General features: G+C 56.5%; 18 protein-coding genes. 6 read left to right on the plus strand and 12 right to left on the minus strand.

Going from position 1 to position 17,942, the window contains the following annotated elements; all coding sequences use genetic code 11:
* Positions 1-6 precede the first annotated feature (6 nt).
* From ACIQUB_RS18045 to ACIQUB_RS18055, 3 genes are all read right to left on the minus strand, one after another.
* On the minus strand, positions 7-957 hold the full coding sequence (locus ACIQUB_RS18045) for an N-acetylglucosamine kinase (protein WP_402931141.1): 951 nt from the start codon (positions 955-957) through the stop codon (positions 7-9).
* Entirely contained in the window at positions 954-1,748 is a 795-nt protein-coding gene (locus ACIQUB_RS18050; protein WP_402931143.1) for a DeoR/GlpR family DNA-binding transcription regulator, read from the minus strand. Before ACIQUB_RS18050 ends, ACIQUB_RS18045 begins: the two co-directional genes overlap by 4 nt.
* 147 nt (positions 1,749-1,895) lie before the next feature.
* Complete coding sequence (locus ACIQUB_RS18055; protein ID WP_402931145.1) at positions 1,896-3,212, minus strand: alpha-glucosidase/alpha-galactosidase; 1,317 nt, start codon at positions 3,210-3,212, stop codon at positions 1,896-1,898.
* Between the two features lie 98 nt (positions 3,213-3,310).
* Between ACIQUB_RS18055 and ACIQUB_RS18060 the strand changes: the two genes are divergently transcribed.
* Positions 3,311-4,174, plus strand: coding sequence for a helix-turn-helix domain-containing protein (locus tag ACIQUB_RS18060; protein WP_402931221.1), 864 nt, complete (start codon positions 3,311-3,313; stop codon positions 4,172-4,174).
* Positions 4,175-4,243: 69 nt separating this feature from the next.
* On the opposite strand, the gene ACIQUB_RS18065 is transcribed toward ACIQUB_RS18060, so the two are convergent.
* Positions 4,244-4,741, minus strand: coding sequence for an SRPBCC domain-containing protein (locus ACIQUB_RS18065; protein WP_402931147.1), 498 nt, complete (start codon positions 4,739-4,741; stop codon positions 4,244-4,246).
* A 645-nt stretch (positions 4,742-5,386) separates the two neighbouring features.
* On the opposite strand from ACIQUB_RS18065, the gene ACIQUB_RS18070 reads away from it, so the two are divergent.
* A complete protein-coding gene (locus ACIQUB_RS18070; protein ID WP_162737554.1) occupies positions 5,387-5,665 on the plus strand; it encodes a BON domain-containing protein in 279 nt (92 codons plus the stop codon).
* Positions 5,666-5,934: 269 nt separating this feature from the next.
* Entirely contained in the window at positions 5,935-6,225 is a 291-nt protein-coding gene (locus ACIQUB_RS18075; protein ID WP_402931223.1) for a hypothetical protein, read from the plus strand.
* 801 nt (positions 6,226-7,026) lie between these two features.
* On the opposite strand, the gene ACIQUB_RS18080 is transcribed toward ACIQUB_RS18075, so the two are convergent.
* A complete protein-coding gene (locus ACIQUB_RS18080; RefSeq protein WP_018899518.1) occupies positions 7,027-7,230 on the minus strand; it encodes a cold-shock protein in 204 nt (67 codons plus the stop codon).
* 332 nt (positions 7,231-7,562) lie between these two features.
* Between ACIQUB_RS18080 and ACIQUB_RS18085 the strand changes: the two genes are divergently transcribed.
* The gene (locus ACIQUB_RS18085; protein WP_402931150.1) at positions 7,563-7,991 is read left to right on the plus strand and encodes a hypothetical protein; all 429 of its coding nucleotides are present in this window, start codon (positions 7,563-7,565) and stop codon (positions 7,989-7,991) included.
* Between the two features lie 123 nt (positions 7,992-8,114).
* The gene (locus ACIQUB_RS18090; protein ID WP_402931152.1) at positions 8,115-8,708 is read left to right on the plus strand and encodes a hypothetical protein; all 594 of its coding nucleotides are present in this window, start codon (positions 8,115-8,117) and stop codon (positions 8,706-8,708) included.
* A gap of 1,126 nt (positions 8,709-9,834) precedes the next feature.
* On the opposite strand, the gene ACIQUB_RS18095 is transcribed toward ACIQUB_RS18090, so the two are convergent.
* Entirely contained in the window at positions 9,835-10,725 is an 891-nt protein-coding gene (locus ACIQUB_RS18095; protein ID WP_402931154.1) for a LysR family transcriptional regulator, read from the minus strand.
* Between the two features lie 124 nt (positions 10,726-10,849).
* Here ACIQUB_RS18095 and ACIQUB_RS18100 point away from each other — a divergent pair, with 124 nt between their 5' ends.
* Complete coding sequence (locus ACIQUB_RS18100) at positions 10,850-11,719, plus strand: SDR family oxidoreductase (RefSeq protein WP_402931156.1); 870 nt, start codon at positions 10,850-10,852, stop codon at positions 11,717-11,719.
* Between the two features lie 326 nt (positions 11,720-12,045).
* Here ACIQUB_RS18100 and ACIQUB_RS18105 read toward each other — a convergent pair whose 3' ends face one another.
* From ACIQUB_RS18105 to ACIQUB_RS18130, 6 genes are all read right to left on the minus strand, one after another.
* A complete protein-coding gene (locus ACIQUB_RS18105) occupies positions 12,046-12,282 on the minus strand; it encodes a hypothetical protein (protein ID WP_402931158.1) in 237 nt (78 codons plus the stop codon).
* A 743-nt stretch (positions 12,283-13,025) separates the two neighbouring features.
* Positions 13,026-13,775 (minus strand): ribonuclease activity regulator RraA, encoded by a 750-nt coding sequence (locus ACIQUB_RS18110; protein WP_402931160.1) that lies wholly within the window; start codon positions 13,773-13,775, stop codon positions 13,026-13,028.
* 21 nt (positions 13,776-13,796) lie between these two features.
* Positions 13,797-14,960, minus strand: a complete 1,164-nt coding sequence (locus ACIQUB_RS18115) for a mandelate racemase/muconate lactonizing enzyme family protein (RefSeq protein ID WP_402931225.1) — start codon at positions 14,958-14,960, stop codon at positions 13,797-13,799.
* Between the two features lie 28 nt (positions 14,961-14,988).
* Entirely contained in the window at positions 14,989-16,086 is a 1,098-nt protein-coding gene (locus ACIQUB_RS18120; RefSeq protein WP_113238413.1) for an ABC transporter ATP-binding protein, read from the minus strand.
* A gap of 10 nt (positions 16,087-16,096) precedes the next feature.
* On the minus strand, positions 16,097-16,984 hold the full coding sequence (locus ACIQUB_RS18125; protein WP_402931162.1) for a carbohydrate ABC transporter permease: 888 nt from the start codon (positions 16,982-16,984) through the stop codon (positions 16,097-16,099).
* Positions 16,981-17,940 (minus strand): carbohydrate ABC transporter permease, encoded by a 960-nt coding sequence (locus ACIQUB_RS18130; RefSeq protein ID WP_402931164.1) that lies wholly within the window; start codon positions 17,938-17,940, stop codon positions 16,981-16,983. Before ACIQUB_RS18130 ends, ACIQUB_RS18125 begins: the two co-directional genes overlap by 4 nt.
* Between the last annotated feature and the right edge of the window lie 2 nt (positions 17,941-17,942).

The following is a 17,942-nucleotide window of genomic DNA, read 5'->3' on the forward strand; positions in this document are numbered from 1 at the left end:
GTGATTTTATTGCGCAAACGCCGCATTTGCCGATGCAGCGACCTGCTCGATCCAGCCGTCGTCTACTGGCCAGTCGAGAAGTTGGGCGGCAGCAAAGATCGCACCGCCGATCGGGGGTAGTTTCGGAGCGATCGGGGGACGACCGATGCGTCGCTCGAGCGCTTTCAAAAGGATCGTGCTCTTGAACGTGCCGCCGGCAAACGTCCAGTCGGCTTCCGGTCCACAGTGGCCGACGATCGCCCTGTGGTGTTTGGCGAGTTCGTCTGCAGCAAGGTCGAGGAGACCAATGGCGCTCGTGTCGCCGTTGAGTGCAACTTTGTCGACCACTGCGGCCAGGGCAGCGATGCTTGATCGTTTCGCATCCGACGTCGCCCATGCACCGAGGCTGTCCATCGGGTTGGACGGGTCAAGCCCCAGACTATCAAAGACAGCCTTTATCAGGGCGGTCGGAGGCAGGCGCCCATCCAGGCTCTGGCTAACAAGATTAAGCGCCAGCCTGCCGATCCAATAGCTGCTGCCTTCGTCTCCTATGATGTCGCCCCAACCGCCGGTCCGGGCGGGTTCGTCCTTTGCATTGCGCGCCCAGGCCATGGAACCGGTTCCAGACAGCACGAGAATACCGGACTTGCCGGCCAGCGCGCCAAGATGGGCGGCATCGACATCGTTGAGAACACGGGTCCGCGCGTTCGGGAAGGCTTGCGCGATGGCTTCTTCCAATTGGAGCGAAAGATGAGCGACCTCTCCGTAGACCGGCAGCGCGGCCGCGACGGCAGTCAATCGCCTTTCGCCGCGAAACGGTTCGATCTGCGCCTCGAGTTCGGTACGCCAGGCTGGATTGTCCATGGCGTTGACGCCGCCACCCAAAGCGGTACGAAGAATGCGTCCGTTCTGATCGGCGAGCGCCACCATCACTTTGGTGCCGCCGCCGTCTATGCCGAGGATCAGGTCGTCGCTCAAGACTTCGCTCCCTGGTCGGCAAAAACTGTCTCGACGGCAAGGTCGCCAAGCTGCGCGCGCCAGTCGTTTGAAAGATCGGCATCGGTGATCAACTTGGCACTGTTGAGCGGCGCCACCTTGTAGGTTGCCGTGGTGCCGAATTTTGAGGAGTCCGCGAGTACGAAACGATGGCTGGATCGGGTGAGCATCTTCCGATTGAGGCTCGCTTCGGCGCTATCCACGCTATAGATCGCGCCGTCATTGCTCACGGCGCTTGCGCCGAGAAACAGCTGGTCGAACCAGATCGATTCCAGCATGGCCTCGGCCTGGGGGCCGACGAGCGATGCATTTTCGCTGCGCAATTGCCCGCCGAGCAGGACGACGTCGAGGTTTGGGACATTCAAGAACTCCTGCGCCACGATCAGGCCGTTGGTAAAGATGCGCAGCGGCATGGGATTGATCCGGATCAGCTTGGCCAGTTGGAGCACCGTCGTTCCGGCATCAAGAAATATTGCGGTACGGGGATGAAGGCGCTCGTAAGCTGCATTCGCAATAGCCCGCTTGGCGGCCAATTGGCGCTTCTCGCGCTCTTGAAATGCAAGCTCTACCGAAGACCCTTCGGCGATCCGAGCACCGCCGTGTACCCGGTCGATCGCCCCTGCCTCCTGCAATAGCTGGAGATCGCGCCGCACGGTCGCGAGCGAGGCGCCGACGGCATCGGCGATGTCCTGGATCGTAGAAAAGCCGTTCGCATAGAGATGGCTGCGGATGAGGTCCTGCCGATCAGTCTTGTGGCCACCGCTCTGGTTCAAGGCATGTTCCCTTTAGATCTTAATTTCACTCACGTTTTCAATTCAAAAGATCAATGTCAATCAAAATTATGATTTTTTCTGATCGTTTTCTTTGCGCGCAAGAAAACGGCGCCTCAAAAAGGCGCCGCTGAAAAGGGCGGGGTGTGCTCAGTGATACTTTGGCAGCAGGTCGCCGTGTTGGTCGATGAGATCGTCCACCATGTGCCAGATTTCGTCCGGCGACAGCTCGGCGGATGTATGCGGATCGAGCAGCGCGGCCTGATAGATCCGATCCCGCTTACCGGTCAGCGCAGCCTCTACGGTCAGTTCCTGCACGGAGATGCTCAATCGCATGACGGCGGCGAGCTGCGACGGAATTCTGCCGATGCGCGTCGGCTGGATGCCATTGCGGTCTACATGGCAGGGGACTTCGACGATGCATTCAGGGGGAAGGTTTTCGATCAGTCCGTTGTTCGGGACATTGCCATAGATCAGCGCCGGCTGTCCGGTCACCGCCGCGTGGATTATGCCCGCGGCATACTCATTGCTCCGGCACACCTCGATTGGCTTTCCGCCTTCAAGGTCTTGGCGCAGCGCTTGCCATTCGCCGATCTGCACCTCGCAACGACGGATGTACTCGTCGAGCGGAATGTTGAACTGCTCGACCAGTTCCGGTCGGTGGTTCTTGATGTACCAGGACGTATATTCCGAGAAATGCTCGCTGGACTCTGTCACGAAGTGGCCAAGCCGTTTTAGCGCGTCGAAACGAACGCGGTCGTCGGCTGGAACCTTGCCCTCGGCTCCCAGCGCCTTCAGTCTCGGATAGAGATCTTGCCTTACACCGTTGTTGTCGACTTTCTCGTATTTGAGAAAGAACGCGATGTGATTGATACCGGCAGAGACGTAGCTGATGTTGTCGATGTTTTCGCCAAGGCAGCTTGCGAGATGGCCGGCGGTGTGCTGCACGCTGTGGCAGAGGCCGACGTTTCGGATGCTCGGAGCGATTTCCTTAATTGCCCAGCAGTTTATCGCCATCGGATTGACGTATTGCATCAGCAGCGCATTGGGGCACACATCTTCCATGTCACGGCAGATCGCCTCAAGCACAGGGATGGTTCTAAGACCCCTGAAGATGCCTCCAATGCCGAGCGTGTCGGCGATCGTCTGCCGCAGGCCGTATTTCTGCGGAACGACGAAGTCCGTCACCGTGGCGGGCTTGTAGCCGCCGACCTGCATCATCAAGATCACGAAGTCGGCGTCCTTGAGTGCCTGGCGACGATCGAGCGTCGCTTCGATACGCACCGACGTCAGCGTCAGCGCTTCGCAGATGCGTCGCGCAACGATCTCCGACGTCTTCAAACGTTCCGGATCTATGTCGAAAAGGCTGATGACATAATCATGGTCGGATGGCGTCGACAACACGTCGCCCAGGATGTTCTGGGCAAACACCGTGCTTCCGGCTCCCACAAGGCAAATTTTTGGCATTTCGGTCTCCTTTGAGTGGATTGGACCTTAATGCCTCTTTTAACCAGGACGTTCTTCTTGATAATGGCATATTGTTTCTTGGATCGGAGCATGAAGAGATGCGCGTAAAAAAATCCGCCTCAGAGGAAGAGTGGCTAGGTTCACCGCGTGACTTTTTGGTCGAGGAGCACATAGCCGACACAATGACATCGGCCCATTGGCATGATCATATCGAGATCAACTTGCTTCGCGAGGGATCGATGACCTACCTGTTCAATGGGAAGCAGGAGCATGTCGATGCTGGGCGTCTGGTTTTATTCTGGGCGGCAATTCCCCACCAGACGATCGTCGTGACACCGCAATCGCCGCTCGTCTGCATCTACATACCGCTTAGCGATTTTCTTGCAATGCCGATTGACGCGACCGCGAGACAGCAAATCCTACAAGGAGCGTTCTTGCACGAGCCCAACCCCGTTGATGGCGCGTCTTTATTCAGTATCCGATGGGTTGAAGAATGGAGAACTGGCGATCATGCGCGGCGCCAACTGGTCGCTGACGAGGTTGCTCTTCGAGTGCGCAGGCTTATCCTCGACCACGCGGACGCTGGCGTTACCCGCCGTGCAGCGACGGCCCTTGCCGGACCTAGTATTCGCTATGCGCAAGCTGTCACCGAGATCATCAGCAAGCGCTACCGTGAACCACTCGCGCTTAGCGCCATCGCCAAGCTGGCGGGCGTCCATCCCACAACCGCCAACAGAGCGTTTCGCGACATACTTGGCATATCCGTCATGGACTATCTGACGCGTTTTCGCCTGTCACGTGCCATGCAGCGCTTGGCGCAGACCGACGATCCGATTCTGGAGATCGCGCTTGATTGTGGTTTCGGGTCGTCAGCTCGCTTCTATGCCGTTTTCAAGCACCACACACGTGATACACCTCGCCAATTTCGAGCAACGATGCGACTAAGATTGGATCGCGCGTGATGTCTGTCCACACCTGCTTCAAAGCAGCGCCGCATTCAGCCGAATTTTGACACCGAGCCTCGCCCCCGACTAGACCATCGAGGCGAGCAATTCATCAAGCTGCCGAAACTGTTCCGGCAACGCGGTCGCGCTGCCCTGTAGCGCTTCTTCGAGCGCGTCCGTCGACGGGTACATTTCACGGAATGTCAGTTGGGTCTGACCATCCCGATCCTCGAGTGTCACCGTCGTGAGCGCTCCTTCTTCCTCTTCGTCATTGGTCCAAACGATACTTCGATCCGGAATTACCTCGACATAATGGCCATGGAACGCCACCGTTTCAGAGCCACAGGCGCCGAATTCGAGGCGATACCGGCCGCCGGTGCGAACGTCCATGACACACGATGTCAGCGAAGCACCTGTCATTGACTTGGGCAACCACCAGAGCCTGAAGAGATCTGGCTGGCTCCACGCCCTGAACACGGCGGCGGCAGATGCATTGAAAGTGCATTTCACAAAGAATTCGCAGTCTCCACTGCGCTCGACCGACGTCCGGGTCTGTCTATCGTCTATATTGCTGACCTGCTTCATCTCGCTCCTCCTCGACGTTGCTACAGTTTTTGCTTCGATTGTCGTTACGAAGACGGTTGAGCGATTTGGCGCCCGACAGTCATTTGAAGAAAACTTTGTCTTACCCTCTCGATCGTCGCCCTTGATCGCCGCCCCGATAAGTTTGTCCAGCCCCCGTCACAAAAAGGTAAATTTAGGAGAGCACCGCCACCTTTTCGGCATGCTGGGATTGCAGAGATCCGCTTGGATGGACCGTTGTTACCAACGACCGGTAGTTCAGCCTGAAAGGAGCCCGCCTCTCGATCCCACTTGGCAGCTGTCCGGGCGACTTTCTGCTGGTCACCTTAATCCCACGCCGAGATCCTGCGCGCCAGCCGGCGGCCGAAGACCCACCGTGGGCGATTTTCGGATGAAGTCGAGCGCCAAAAACCTAGCCAGCGCTGTCTGGTGTGCGTTGCGTAAGGCGCAGCGGCCGAAGTGACGTCGGCAGGGATGCTAGCAGCAAGATAATGTCCAGCCATATCATCGTCGCCAACCGGCCACAAAATGGTTCCGCACGCCTGATTGCAAGGAACAAATGTGTACCCGTTCTGGTTACTCGACCAGCGCCGCATATGGTCGATGGCGCTGAATGTGACACAACGAGAGTGTTCAAGGAAAACGACGATGGTGATGCGGGAACGGAACTTTCACGGACTGAAACCTCAGTCCGATCTCGAAACGCCGAACGGCGCGAGCCTGGAAACGAGAGTTGCCAATGCTCTCGCAAAGGATGGATCGCTCGATGCTTCCAACATCGTGGTGATCGATGTCAATGGTCAAATAACCTTGCGTGGTGCAGTATCGAGCAAGACCGAAGCGCGGCGGGCCACCGAAGTCGCCGGATCGATTGACGGAGTTAGCTCTATCGTCAACGACCTGGAAATCGTCGCCGGGAACGGGTGACCGACTAGAACCGTGCGGATAGCGAGGCACCCAGCCTTTTCGATCGACCCGGTCATCAACGGTGCACATCAATGCGCCTCCATTTCATGGCCGTCGTTCAATGCTTCCCGGCTGTCCTTTATACGGGACACGAGTTTGGTTTAGGACGAGCGTTGAATTATTGACCAAGCCGCCATGGGCTGGAACAAACAGACAATTTATCGGTTCTATCGCCAGGAAATTCTGGAGGATGGAGAATGTTTACGGTTACGAAGTACGTTTTTGCCGCGATGATTGTCGCCGCCGATATCACGGTCTCTGTTTTGCCCGTCGCCGCGCAGGGTATAGAACTGCGTGTCGGGCCCGGCGGTGTGGATGTCCGTGATCGTGACCGATATCCTGATCGCTATGATCGACGCGGATGCAGCCCGGATGAGGCCTTGGATGCCGCCCGCGATGAAGGCTTCCGACGCGCGAGAATTGCCAGCGCAAATTCTCGCAGGATTGTAATCGAGGGTATGACACGGCGCGGACCGGACAGGATCGTCTTTGCCAATGCCCGTGGTTGCCCAGAGATATGATGTGTTAACAGGTCGAGCCGAGGGGTGGGCGCCGGAAGGCGCTCGCCCGCTTAACCGAAAGACGTTCGGCGCGCCGCCCCTGACTTTTGCCGGGGTTTGCACCGCGAAACGCATCGCGGCTAGATTGCTCATCGACCGCTCATCATCCGTTGCCCGGATTCTGGCATGGGTCATAGCGAGCTTCGAGCGCCCGAATAGCCTTCGAGGCTCATCCCGTCGTCCCGGCGCTTTGACTTAAGATAGTGCGGAGCCTTCCCAAGTAGACGAACGGGCTACGTCGGAAAGATGTTCTCGAGCAGTCGATATCAACTGTTCGGTAGTGAGCGGGGCCCCTTCTTTTACCAAGCGAACCAGAAAAGTGGCGATGTGAAGGACCGACCTTCGATCTCGCTCGACACCGAGTTCACGGCAAATGGCCTTCAACGCGCTATTGATCGTCGATACGTCAGACATCTGTTCCATCTTTGCCACTGCCTCATGTCGCCCCTCGCATTGTTGGTCGACCCAACTCAGTCGCGCGAACAATAATCGCGAGGTCCGACAAGTCTGAATTGATTAAAGTTAACTTATGAGGTGGCGCGCTCATGAAGATGAGTAGGCCTCGCTAAGTCAGCGAGAAGCATCGATCAACCAGGAGCGATTTTTGCTGCCTGGCTGACGCAGCACAAGGAGGCATACCGTAGATCCGCATATGCAGGAACCAAAGCGGACCCACGCGCCTAAAAGACCGTTGACCGTCCAATCGTCACTCGCGGGAACGCGGCAGCAAAAAGAGCGGCCTTCGACCGTCTGTTCTGGGCTTCAGATTACAGAAACTCTTTCCGCTTTGGACTTTCCGGTCTTGCGATCCTGTCCAAGGTCGTACTCAACCTTCTCGCCTTGGCCAAGTGAGCCGCCTCGAACAAGCGCCGAAACGTGAACAAATACGTCCACGCCGCCGTTGTCAGGCGTGATGAAGCCGAAACCCTTTTCATCGTTGAAGAATTTAACAGTTCCCGTTTGCATTATATTCCCCTGGCCGTAACCGGCGCCAATTCAAGTTTAAGATAGAATGCAATCGATACATCATCCCGACCCGAAATCAACCCGTGCCGGGTGTTGGGCTGAAATCACTGCCACTGCATTTGACTTCAGTGCAGAACGATTGCTGACCCGACAAGTTTCCGATCATAACAGGCTGGTAGAAGCTCGCAGGTAAAGTCCATGCTGGCGCCCTCCATGACGCGGGGACAAAGACAATGAATTCATTGTCAACAAGTTGTAAACTACATGCGGTGCATACTGTCCCAGACTAAGTTCTGTCACGAATGGTTATGTAGTTCTCAAGGATTGAAACAATGGCTGACGAAACCAACATTGCTCCTGCAAATGAGATAGCATCTGCGGATGCATCCGCGACTGCAAAGGAAAAGAAGACCCGCGCGCCCCGTAAACCGAAAGTCGCAACGGAAGCCGCTTCTGGCTCGTCGGTAAGCGCGCCGGTTAAAAAGACCCGCGGACCCCGCAAAAACGCAGCTCCCGCGAGCGATGCCGTTGTCGCCGCACCGGCGGTCAAGGCGCCGGCTCCCGCAAAGAAGGCGGCACCAGCTACCAAGAACCAGCCGGCAAAGCGTGCGCCGCGGGCCACGATGGCAGCGGCTTCTAACAACGACGGCTTTTCGGACCTGTTGAAGCTGGAAGAAGAAAACCAGAAGCTTCGCAAGTCCTTGTCGGACAAGCTCCGCGCTGAGAACGCCGATCTCCGTAAAAAGCTCGGTTTGTCCTGATAGCGGGCGACATCGGCCTTACCAAGGACGTTCCCCCACATCTAAAGACCGGGCTTGCATTGCAAGTCCGGTCTTTGACTTAGTACAATCGCCCCGACGATAACGAGTCGGGGAGTATTATTCATGCGATCGCCATGGCAGGTATTGAAAGGCTTTGCTGCGCGCGGCAAGGCAGATGGCCCGCACGGGCATCCTGACGAGACCGGGAGCGACGACGCGCCGCCGCTTGACGGGGTACAGACCGACGAGAGCACCCAACAAAACAATCTGCCAGATCCGATAACAAACTCGGATACGGTTTCGATTCGTGTCAGTATCGCAGCAAGGGACCAAGAAGCGCCTGAGCAACGACAGCCCGCGGCGGACGTTGATCCCCGCTCGCCTTCGCAAACTGACGTGTCGACGGCCGGCGAAGATGCACCCCCGCCCCAGCTTGCCGAAATCACGTCATCGCACGTGAGCGATGTCCCACGCTCTCCCACGGACGATCGTACCGAAGTGAGCAAGGCGCATGGAAAGCAACCGGCGCGTCGAGGAACGAGATCCATCAAGGCTGCCGCGAGCGATCATGACGACATCCGGCGAGATGAACCTGCGGTTGTCGATCAAGCGATGGTGCTCGAAACGGAAATAAACGCGCTTCGGGCGCTTCTTTCGCAAAAGCTCGACGCGCAAAATACACATCTGCGTCTGCTCCTCGAACGATATGATCAGTAGGAACATCTCGCGCCTTTTGTCCTGTCGGTATCGGGCGCGGCGCGCGTTGGTGGGCAAGGACGGGCCAATCGACCTTGCCTCGAGCTGGACGGAGAGCAACGCGCGTACACCTGACCGTTGCCAGCCGATCGTCCGGGAATAGCAAAGCGGCGAATCGCGATGATGTCTGCGGCAACCGGGCAAAAAAAGACCCCGCACGAGGGCGCGGGGTAGTGGTGCTGATCTAGAGTGGCTAGTAAACGTAGCCAGATGTCTGGAGTTCCATGCATTGGAAAAAAATCGAAGGTCTTTCGCTGCCGACGTACGGGGCTCCGGCAAAGCGCCGATCCGATCGATATCGCCAGTGGTTGCCGTCTGGCGATCTCTATTCAATCAATCGAGCGCGGATAAGGATCGAAACCCGCCGTGCGCACATGCTCACGGCGGGCCGTCACTGGACCGGCGATCATGTCAACGCCACGTAAACGAGAAGCCGATCCAGCTCGAATGACGCTATCGGGCCTAAGTCGGATTTGGCGTACCGCTTTAGGATAGGGCCCGCTTTTGTTGCGTCCATGTTCGTGTCCTGTCTGTCACACTGAGGTAGAGAGAGCGGTTTCTGTGGACCAAGGTCAGCGGCTCCCCGTATCTGACGGCAATCGGGATCACCAAACTCGATCGAATGAGGTCGAGACCGCTGAGCTAGCAGCCTTGTGGACTCCCCAACCCTTTTTTTTGACCAGGGGCAAGGATGCGAAAGCAAGGCTCGTGAGCGGCGTTTAACGTTGAAATGTCGGCCGGGAGCCGTCGCCCTGAAATCCGGGATATGAAGACCCGACGCTAAGGTTCAGATGATTTGGCGCTCGGCGAGCGAGCTTAGCGTGTCGGGGATCAAAAAAATGCCCGCTGATGAGGGCCAACGGGCATTTGCTAATGTGTTCGTGCGGCTTGAACACGCGACATTTAAGCATTTCGGAATTTGCGTTGACAGATCGTCGAAAGGCGTAGGTGCGATGTCCCGACGACACGGCGCGGCAAGAGGCTCTCATGTAGCCGACGATAAGTGCAGCATCGGTCGAAATATCCGCGAGGCGCAAACTGCGGCTTTTCGCTCTGCGCAAAAAAGATTACGCGTAGTTTCTATTTCTCATTTCTCCATATAGGCCGCCAGTTCTTCGGCGGTGCCGGAAGGAAACGCTTGCTTGAGATAGTCCAGGAAGGCCGACACTTTCGCACTCAGCAGGCGGCGTGAGGGGTAAAGCGCCCATAACACGGTCTCCGATCCCTCGACATTTCCCCATCGAAAAAGCCTGCCCGTCTCCAGGTCTTGGCTCGCCAGTGACAAAGGAAGGCATGCAGCCCCGACGCCCATCAGCACAGCGTCGCGGACCATTGTCATTGAGGAAAGAGTGAGCACCGGGTCAAATTTCAAACTTGAGCTTCCCACCGACGTGGTCATCGTCCATGACCTCGTTGGGCCAGGATTTCCGCGAACGACCGCTGGCACAACTTCTCCAGCGGTATTCACAAGGCCTGGTGCCGACGCAATTATCAATTCATCACGCAGGAAGGCTCGGCCCACCAGGCTCTCGTCAGGATCGGGATTGACCCTGATAACAAGGTCGTACCCTTCTTCAACCATGTCGACGGGCCGGTCCTCCGTCGTGACTTCCAGCCGTACCTTTGGATACTTCAGGGCAAAGCCGGCAGCAAGTTTGCCCATCGCCATCTGTGTGAACAACAATGGCGCGCTAATCCGTAAACGACCCTGCGGCTTGCTGCCACCGGAAGCGATAGCGGTGGCAGTCTCGTCAAGTTCGGTCAGCAGAGCACCCGCCCGCTCGTGAAGCGCTCGACCTTCCTCTGTCAGCTTGAGCATGCGCGCGCCGCGCTCGAACAATCGTAGGCCGAGACTGGTCTCCAGCTCAGCCACGCGGCGCGAAAGTGTCGCCTTCGGCCGGCCGGAGGCGCGCGATGCGCGGCCGAAACCGCCATGTCGGGCGACTGTCACGAAATCCGTAAGCGCAAGCAGGTCCATGTCTGTTCCACCAATGAGACGATGCGTCTATTTTTAGCGTCTATCGATGGAAATGTGAACCATCCATATTCGGCGTGTCTTCAATATCGAAGCCTTCCACAGACGGAACCAAGGAGAAAATTCGATGACCATTCTCGTAACAGGCGCTACCGGGCGCGTTGGCCGCCACGTCGTTGACCAGCTTATTGCCCGCAATGCTGATGTCCGCGTCCTTGTGCGTGATCCCGCCAAAGCTCACTTTGCTTCCAATGTCGAGGTTGTACAGGGTGACTTGCTCGATATCGACGCGCTACGCACGGCCTTCAACGGTGTCCGTACTTTGTTCCTACTGAATGCGGTCGCCGGTGATGAATTCACCCAGGCCATTATCGCCCTGAACATTGCGCGTGAAGCCCGCGTAGAACGCGTCGTCTATCTGTCAGTATTTGATGCCGACCGGGCGGTAAACGTCCCGCATTTCGCGGTCAAGTTTGGTGCGGAACGCATGCTGGAGGCGATGGGCTTCGGCGCGACCATCCTGCGCCCGGCCTACTTCATGGACAACGAAGTGATGATCAGGGATGTCATCTTCAATCATGGGGTTTACCCTATGCCGATTGGTAGCAAGGGTGTCGCCATGGTCGATGCTAGAGACATCGCGGAGGTCGCAGCAATCGAACTCATTCGTCGCGATCGGGCAGCTGAGAAAATACCGAGCGAGACCATCAACCTGGTTGGCCCGGATACATTGACTGGCGCAGGCCTAGCAGCCATCTGGTCCGAAGCTCTGGGCCGTTCTGTAGTCTACGGCGGCGATGACCCGTCCAGCTTCGAGCACAACATTGCCAGCATCATGCCCAAGTGGATGGCTTACGAAATGCGCTTGATGGCAGAGCGATATGTCAGCGATGGCATGGTCCCGCAAACGGGCGATGTCGAGCGCCTGACGCAAATCCTAGGTCGTCCGTTACACAGCTACCGCCAATTCGCGTCACAACTTGCCGCCTCTGCATGAACCGTGCGCATCGGACTCAAGCCATTATCGGGACGTCCTCATCAAAGGGCGTCCTAGCTCTTTATCCATAAGGCGAGGCGGATAAGCACCTGGATCAGAACCTCGCCTTCACAAGAGGGAGAAGAAACTTCTAGCACCCAGCAATTGCCGAAGGCTGCCCTCCGCTTTGGAAAAGAGGGCACATTATAATCATGTATCGATTAGCCGATTGTATACGACTGACGATGCTGAGAACACTTCCCTTTTGGATCCTCCCCCGCCGTCATACGCGACACCCTCGGACATATCCATCCATTCGCAAACAGCGTCCTCACCTATTCTTCTCATCAGCCGTTCGGATTGATCACTTCCGCGACGGGTTTGTCGTCGCTCTCTCCAGGCTTGGCCATAATCAAATAACTACCAGCGATCACGACACCAACGGCGAAGATAACTGCGACAAAAGTATACATGCGTTGGCGGACTTTGTTAGCATTGGACATAAAAATGGTCGCTCCTTTGACAGCGACGACACAACGTACGATCAACGGTTTGAGTTCCAATCCCAGGATCACTGCCGTCATGCCCGTGAAGAGCAACTGCGAACCTGCGCGCCTACCCATTAGTGCCAGTGGCGCGATCCTCGGATCAACGTGTCGGTGGTCATTCGAGCACCGTCGTTTTATTTGATAACAACTGGCGCGGTTCCGGCTGGAATATGCCTCGTCCGTCATAATTCCCAGTCGCCAGGGCAAAGCGCTGCCGAAGGAGCTCAATTCGACATCACCGGCTCCGAGAAAAGCTCTCTGGCATCGAGAAGCTCGCAGAAGATGAGCGTCGTGAGATGAGCGAGACACTGGCCGCAAAGGCTGCCTAGTTTGGTTGCGAACGAAAAAGCTCGAAGGCGCTCAGGTCAAAGTGCTCTCTGGTCTGACACTCCAGCGTTGTCGTGAAGATTGATGCCTCGGCCGCGATGCTTAGACCTCCGGCACGCGACAAACGAAACAGCCGCTGTCTGTTGCGACATGGGATTTGAAAACAAGGCTAGTTGCCTTGGTTTACTTCTGGAGTCCCCCATTCGACGACCTTACCATCAATCCTTGATGTCACGGTCGTGAGTGCTTAAACCTTACCAGGCCGGTGAGTGATCAGGATGAGTGCCGGAGAGCAGCTTGCGACCGCGGTCGAATATACGCATGTCCTCCTCTCCCAGCCCCAAGAGATCAATCCGATCGTTTCACCTGACCATAATCCAGCGGTTCATTTTCTCCATGTCCGAGACCGCGGCTGGCTGAGCGAGACTTTATATCTACGACGTCAAAGACACTCACAATCCCTGTGGCGTCCGAGCTCGTTCTCGCCATTCTTCATACTCTGCCCTGGCGTCGTCATGAAGGGGATAGTAGCGTTGCAGCGATCCGCCCGCCATCAGTTTCGAACGCGAAAATTCCTCCCATTCATGATGCGACTGTGATTCTTCGATTACCCTTGCAGCCATCGCAACTGGAAGCACCACCACGCCATCATCGTCAGCCACGATTATGTCGCCAGGAATGACCGTGACACCGCCGCACGCGATCGGAACATTCACCGCGTTTGGATAGATACTTGTTTGGACGTGGTAATTCGGCGTCCAGCCGCGCAACCATAGCGACAGGTCGAGCTTTTCAACATTTGGCCTATCGCGCATGCAGCCATCGATAACGATGCCAGCTCCGCCGCGCCCCTTGAAATAGGTGGACATCATATCACCAAAGACACCTGAGCTCATGTCTCCGCGAGCATCCACAACGACGACGTCGCCTTCCTGAACATGATAAAGAACGTGCCGGTGCAATTGGGTCTCTGGATCCGCGTACTCGCCTTCACTGAAAAGATCCGGTCGCTGTGGCATGAACTGAAGCGTCAGGGCGGGCCCCACAATTGTCTTGCCTCGGCTCTGCGAGACGGGGCCGACCATGTGCGGATTGCGAAACCCCATATGGCCGAGTGTGCCAGCGATTGTTGCTGCACCGACGTCCTTCAGCGCAGCGATCAGTTCTTTCGCAGGTCGCTGGATATCTAGGGTCTCACTCATGATCATCTCCAGTTTAAGTGTCTACCAATTGGTCACGGATCCGTCGCGGCGTGTGAGATGAGGCGCTTCCCAAAAACGAAAGCTCTGAGCCGCGATCGCATCCTCGTTGACTTCGACACCGAGCCCAGGGAGGTCGCTCACCGGATATTCTGTTCCGTCCAGTCTGGGTTGCACGGGAAAGAAGTCGGAATTGTCGAAGCCTAGCTTGGTTTCGGGGGCTCTGGTCTCCAGCCAGGCAAAGTTTGCCACGGCCGCGCCAAGGTGGATCGTAGCCGCGGTGCATACCGGACCAAGAGGATTGTGAGGCATAAGGTCGACGTAGTGAGCCTCGGACCAGCCGGCTACTTTCATCGCCTCGGTGAGGCCGCCGACATTGCACACATCAATGCGATTGAACTGATGCAGGTCCTGCTCGATGTAAGGAATAAACTGCCACTTGCTGGCGAACTCCTCGCCGATCGCAAACGGTATGTCGGTCATCTTGCGCAGCGCGGCGTAGGCACCCGGCGTTTCGTCCCTGATAGGCTCCTCTAGAAAGTCTAGAACGCCGCGGTCAAGCTTGCTGCAGAAGCTTGCTGCTTCAGCGACTGATAGCCTATGATGGTAGTCAATGCCCAAAACGACTTCACTCCCCAAAGCCTCGCGAGCCTTGTTCAGCATCGCAGCGGTAGCGCCAATCGATTCGCGCGGCTCGAAAATGTCTCGACTGCTTTGCCCTGCCGGGAAGAAGCGGATCGCTTGCCAGCCCTGTGCGCGCAGTTCGATCGCACGTTCGATCGCTTTATCCCCCTCCGCCTCGTCCCCGGTTGAGGCAAAAGTGGGTACCCGTTCTCGCTGTTTGCCCCCTAGCAGCTCGTAGGCAGGTACCTTTAGCGCCTTCCCCTTGATGTCGTGCAGTGCAATATCGATCGCGGAGATAGCTGCCTGCAGGACGCGACCGCCTTCAAAGTACTGACTTCGATAAAGTTCTTGCCAGATACGACCGATCTGCATCGCATCACGCCCGATCAGGAATTCGCGATAGTGCTCAACAACCGCGGCAACCGCTTTTTCGCGGCCGCTCAAGCCGCTCTCGCCCCACCCAAAGATGCCGCTGTCGGTCTCCACCTTTACGAGCATCTGGTTGCGTATGCCGACCCAAACCGGATAGGGCTTGATCGCTGTAATTTTTAACTTCATCGTGATTGACGCCCCATAATCCGCTCGTCCACCGTTACTCGGACCTGAGGGCCATTTCGGTTTCACCGTCGAACAAGTGCAGCCGCTCTTGATCGAATTCGAGCCAAACTGGCTCGTCTGGCGAGACAGGAACCGATGGCGGCACGCTAATATTTACGATTGCGCCAGATAGAAATGCCTGTACGAACGTGATGTCTCCAGTTGGCTCGACCGTGTACGCCTTTGCAGGGACGCATCCCGGTTCCGCGTTCTTGTGAAGCCTTATGGTCGAATGACGCGCGCCCAGAACAACCTTGTTGGAGGATGCTTTCGCAACCTTGCGGGCGTTCTTCGGCGAGAGTTCAAGCTGCCAACCTTCCGCGCTTGTCAAAAAAGTGCTGCCGTTGGACGTCGAGGCCTGAAGCGGAACGAGGCTCATTGCCGGACTGCCAACGAAACTTGCAACGAACATGTTCACTGGGTTGGCAAACACTTGCGCAGGCGTGTCGTACTGCTGAAGATAGCCGCCATTCATTACGGCCATTCGGTCAGCCATTGTTACCGCTTCAAGCTGATCGTGGGTTACGTAGATAATCGTCGCCTTCAGATCCTGATGGAACCGCTTTATCTCGGAGCGCATCTGTACGCGCAGCTTCGCATCGAGATTTGAGAGGGGCTCATCCATTAGAAACACCGCCGGGTCACGGACAAGGGCTCGGCCCAGTGCCACGCGCTGCTGTTGACCGCCTGAAAGTTCGCGTGGCTTGCGCTCGAGCAGTTGCGTCATATCGAGGACACGCGCCGCCTCTTTGACTTTCCTGTCGATCTCGTCCTTCGGCAGTTTGCGCATCTGGAGCGGGAATGCCAGGTTCTTGTAGACGGATTTCTGAGGGTAAAGCGCATAGTTCTGGAAAACCATTGCGATGTCCCGATCCTTGGGGTCGAGGTCGTTGACGACCTGGTCGCCAATCAAAATATCGCCCGATGTCACTGAGGTAAGGCCAGCCACCAAGTTGAGCGTCGTGGTTTTGCCACAGCCCGAAGGGCCGACAAGCGCTACGAACTCGCCGTCGTTGACCGTTAGCGAAACGCTTTTGACAGCATTGAAGCTGCCGTAATTTTTGATCAGATCTTTCAAGACCACATGGGCCACAGGCAACTCCTTAGTGCTTGACAGCGCCTTCGGTGAGCGCGCGTACGAAGTATCGTTGCAGAAGAAGGAACAGGACGACGACGGGCACGCTCATCATGAAACTGGCCGCCATCAGACCGGGAAAGTCCGTCGTGTTTTCTGAGAAAAACCGCTGGATACCAACCGGTAGGGTCAATTGGTCGTTCTTTGATAGGAATGTGTAGGCATAGATGTACTCGTTCCACGCGCCAATGAAGGAATAGATCGCAGTAGCGATGATCCCGGGCGTGGAGAGTGGCACGACAATCAAGACGAAGGCCTGAAAGCGCGTTGCGCCATCGATACGAGCTGCTTGTTCCAACTGGATCGGGATGTTGTCGTAAAACCCTTTTAACAGCCAGATAGCCAGTGGCAGGCCGAATGTAAGGTAGGTGAGAACGAGGGAACCATGGGTGTTCACAAGGCCGATCGCACGCATCAAAATGAAAAGCGGGACGAGAAAGATGACAGCGGGAAACATGTTGCGCAGAAGGACCGCGAAGAACATGAAGTTCCGGCCTGGGAAGGTGAAGCGTGAGAACGCGTAGGCCGCGGGGACTGCCACAATGACTGACATGATCGTCGTGGCTGTCGAGACGAACAAGCTGTTCCAAAAGAAACGCAGAAAGTCCTGGCCTACGCTGTTTTGTGGATCGAGCAGCTTTTTATAGCTCGCGAGCGTAGGCTGGTCTGGCCACCATTGCGGCGGGAACTGCATAGCGGCAAAGCCCGACTTGATCGATGTGATCAACATCCAGACCATGGGCAGCGCTGTGTAGAGCAACATGAAGACGAGAAAGATGCGTCCACCCCAGCGCCATCCGTCGATCCGGCTTCTTCGGCGATCTTGAATTGGCTTCGTGTCCGCGATCGCACTCATTCTGCTCCCCCCTTCTGGTCATTGCTGCTGAGTGCCCGGACGTAGAAGTAGCCAAAGGACATCAAGATCAAAAACAACAGGACAGAATACGCTGATGCCACACCCCAGCGCTGACGGCCGAACGCCAGTTCGTAGATGTGTGTGATCCAGATATGCGAGGCGTTCGACGGCCCGCCGCCCGTCATGATCCACGGAATGATGAACGAGTTGAAGTTGGCGACCGCCAATAGGAGAATGGTCACTGTCGAGACATTTCTCACATGCGGGAATGTAACGTGCCAGAATCGTTGCCAAGCATTGGCTCCGTCGACTTTGGCTGCCCGCAGAAGTTGGTCAGGCACCGTCTGGAGGCCCGCCATCATCATGATCATCGCGAATGGAAACTCACGCCAGATGTTCACGACGATTAGCGCGGGAAGCACCGTATCCACATTGTCTATGAAGTTTGGTGGTCGATCGGCAAGGCCAAGGCCTACCAGCACCGCTCCGATTACGCCGAAATCCGAGTGGTATATCCATTTCCAGATGTAGGACGCGGCAACCGCACTGATCACCCACGGAATGATGAGGATGGCGCGTAAAATTGCGCGGCCCGCGAAATCACGATGCAGAGCCAATGCGCAGGCAAAGCCAAGGACGAAGGAGATGAACGTCGATCCGACAGTCCAGATCAGCGTGTTCTTGGTGACCGTCCAAAAGACCGGGCTCTTCAAGATCGCCGTGTAATTATCGATTCCGACAAAGATCTTGTCGCGAAGCTGTAGGCCAGGAGGCGTATTGAAGAAAGACAGCTCGATCGTGTAGTAGATCGGATACGCTATGACGATGAGCATGACGGCAATAGAGGGGAGCACGTACGCATAATCGAAGCGGTGATCCCATATCCTGCGCACGACACTGCTCTTGCGATGCTGGTTGACGAGGGACACGTCGGCCTTGCCGGTTAGAATCGTCACTG

This window comes from Rhizobium sp. NPDC090275 (assembly GCF_044772225.1).
Taxonomy (GTDB): Bacteria; Pseudomonadota; Alphaproteobacteria; order Rhizobiales; family Rhizobiaceae; genus Rhizobium.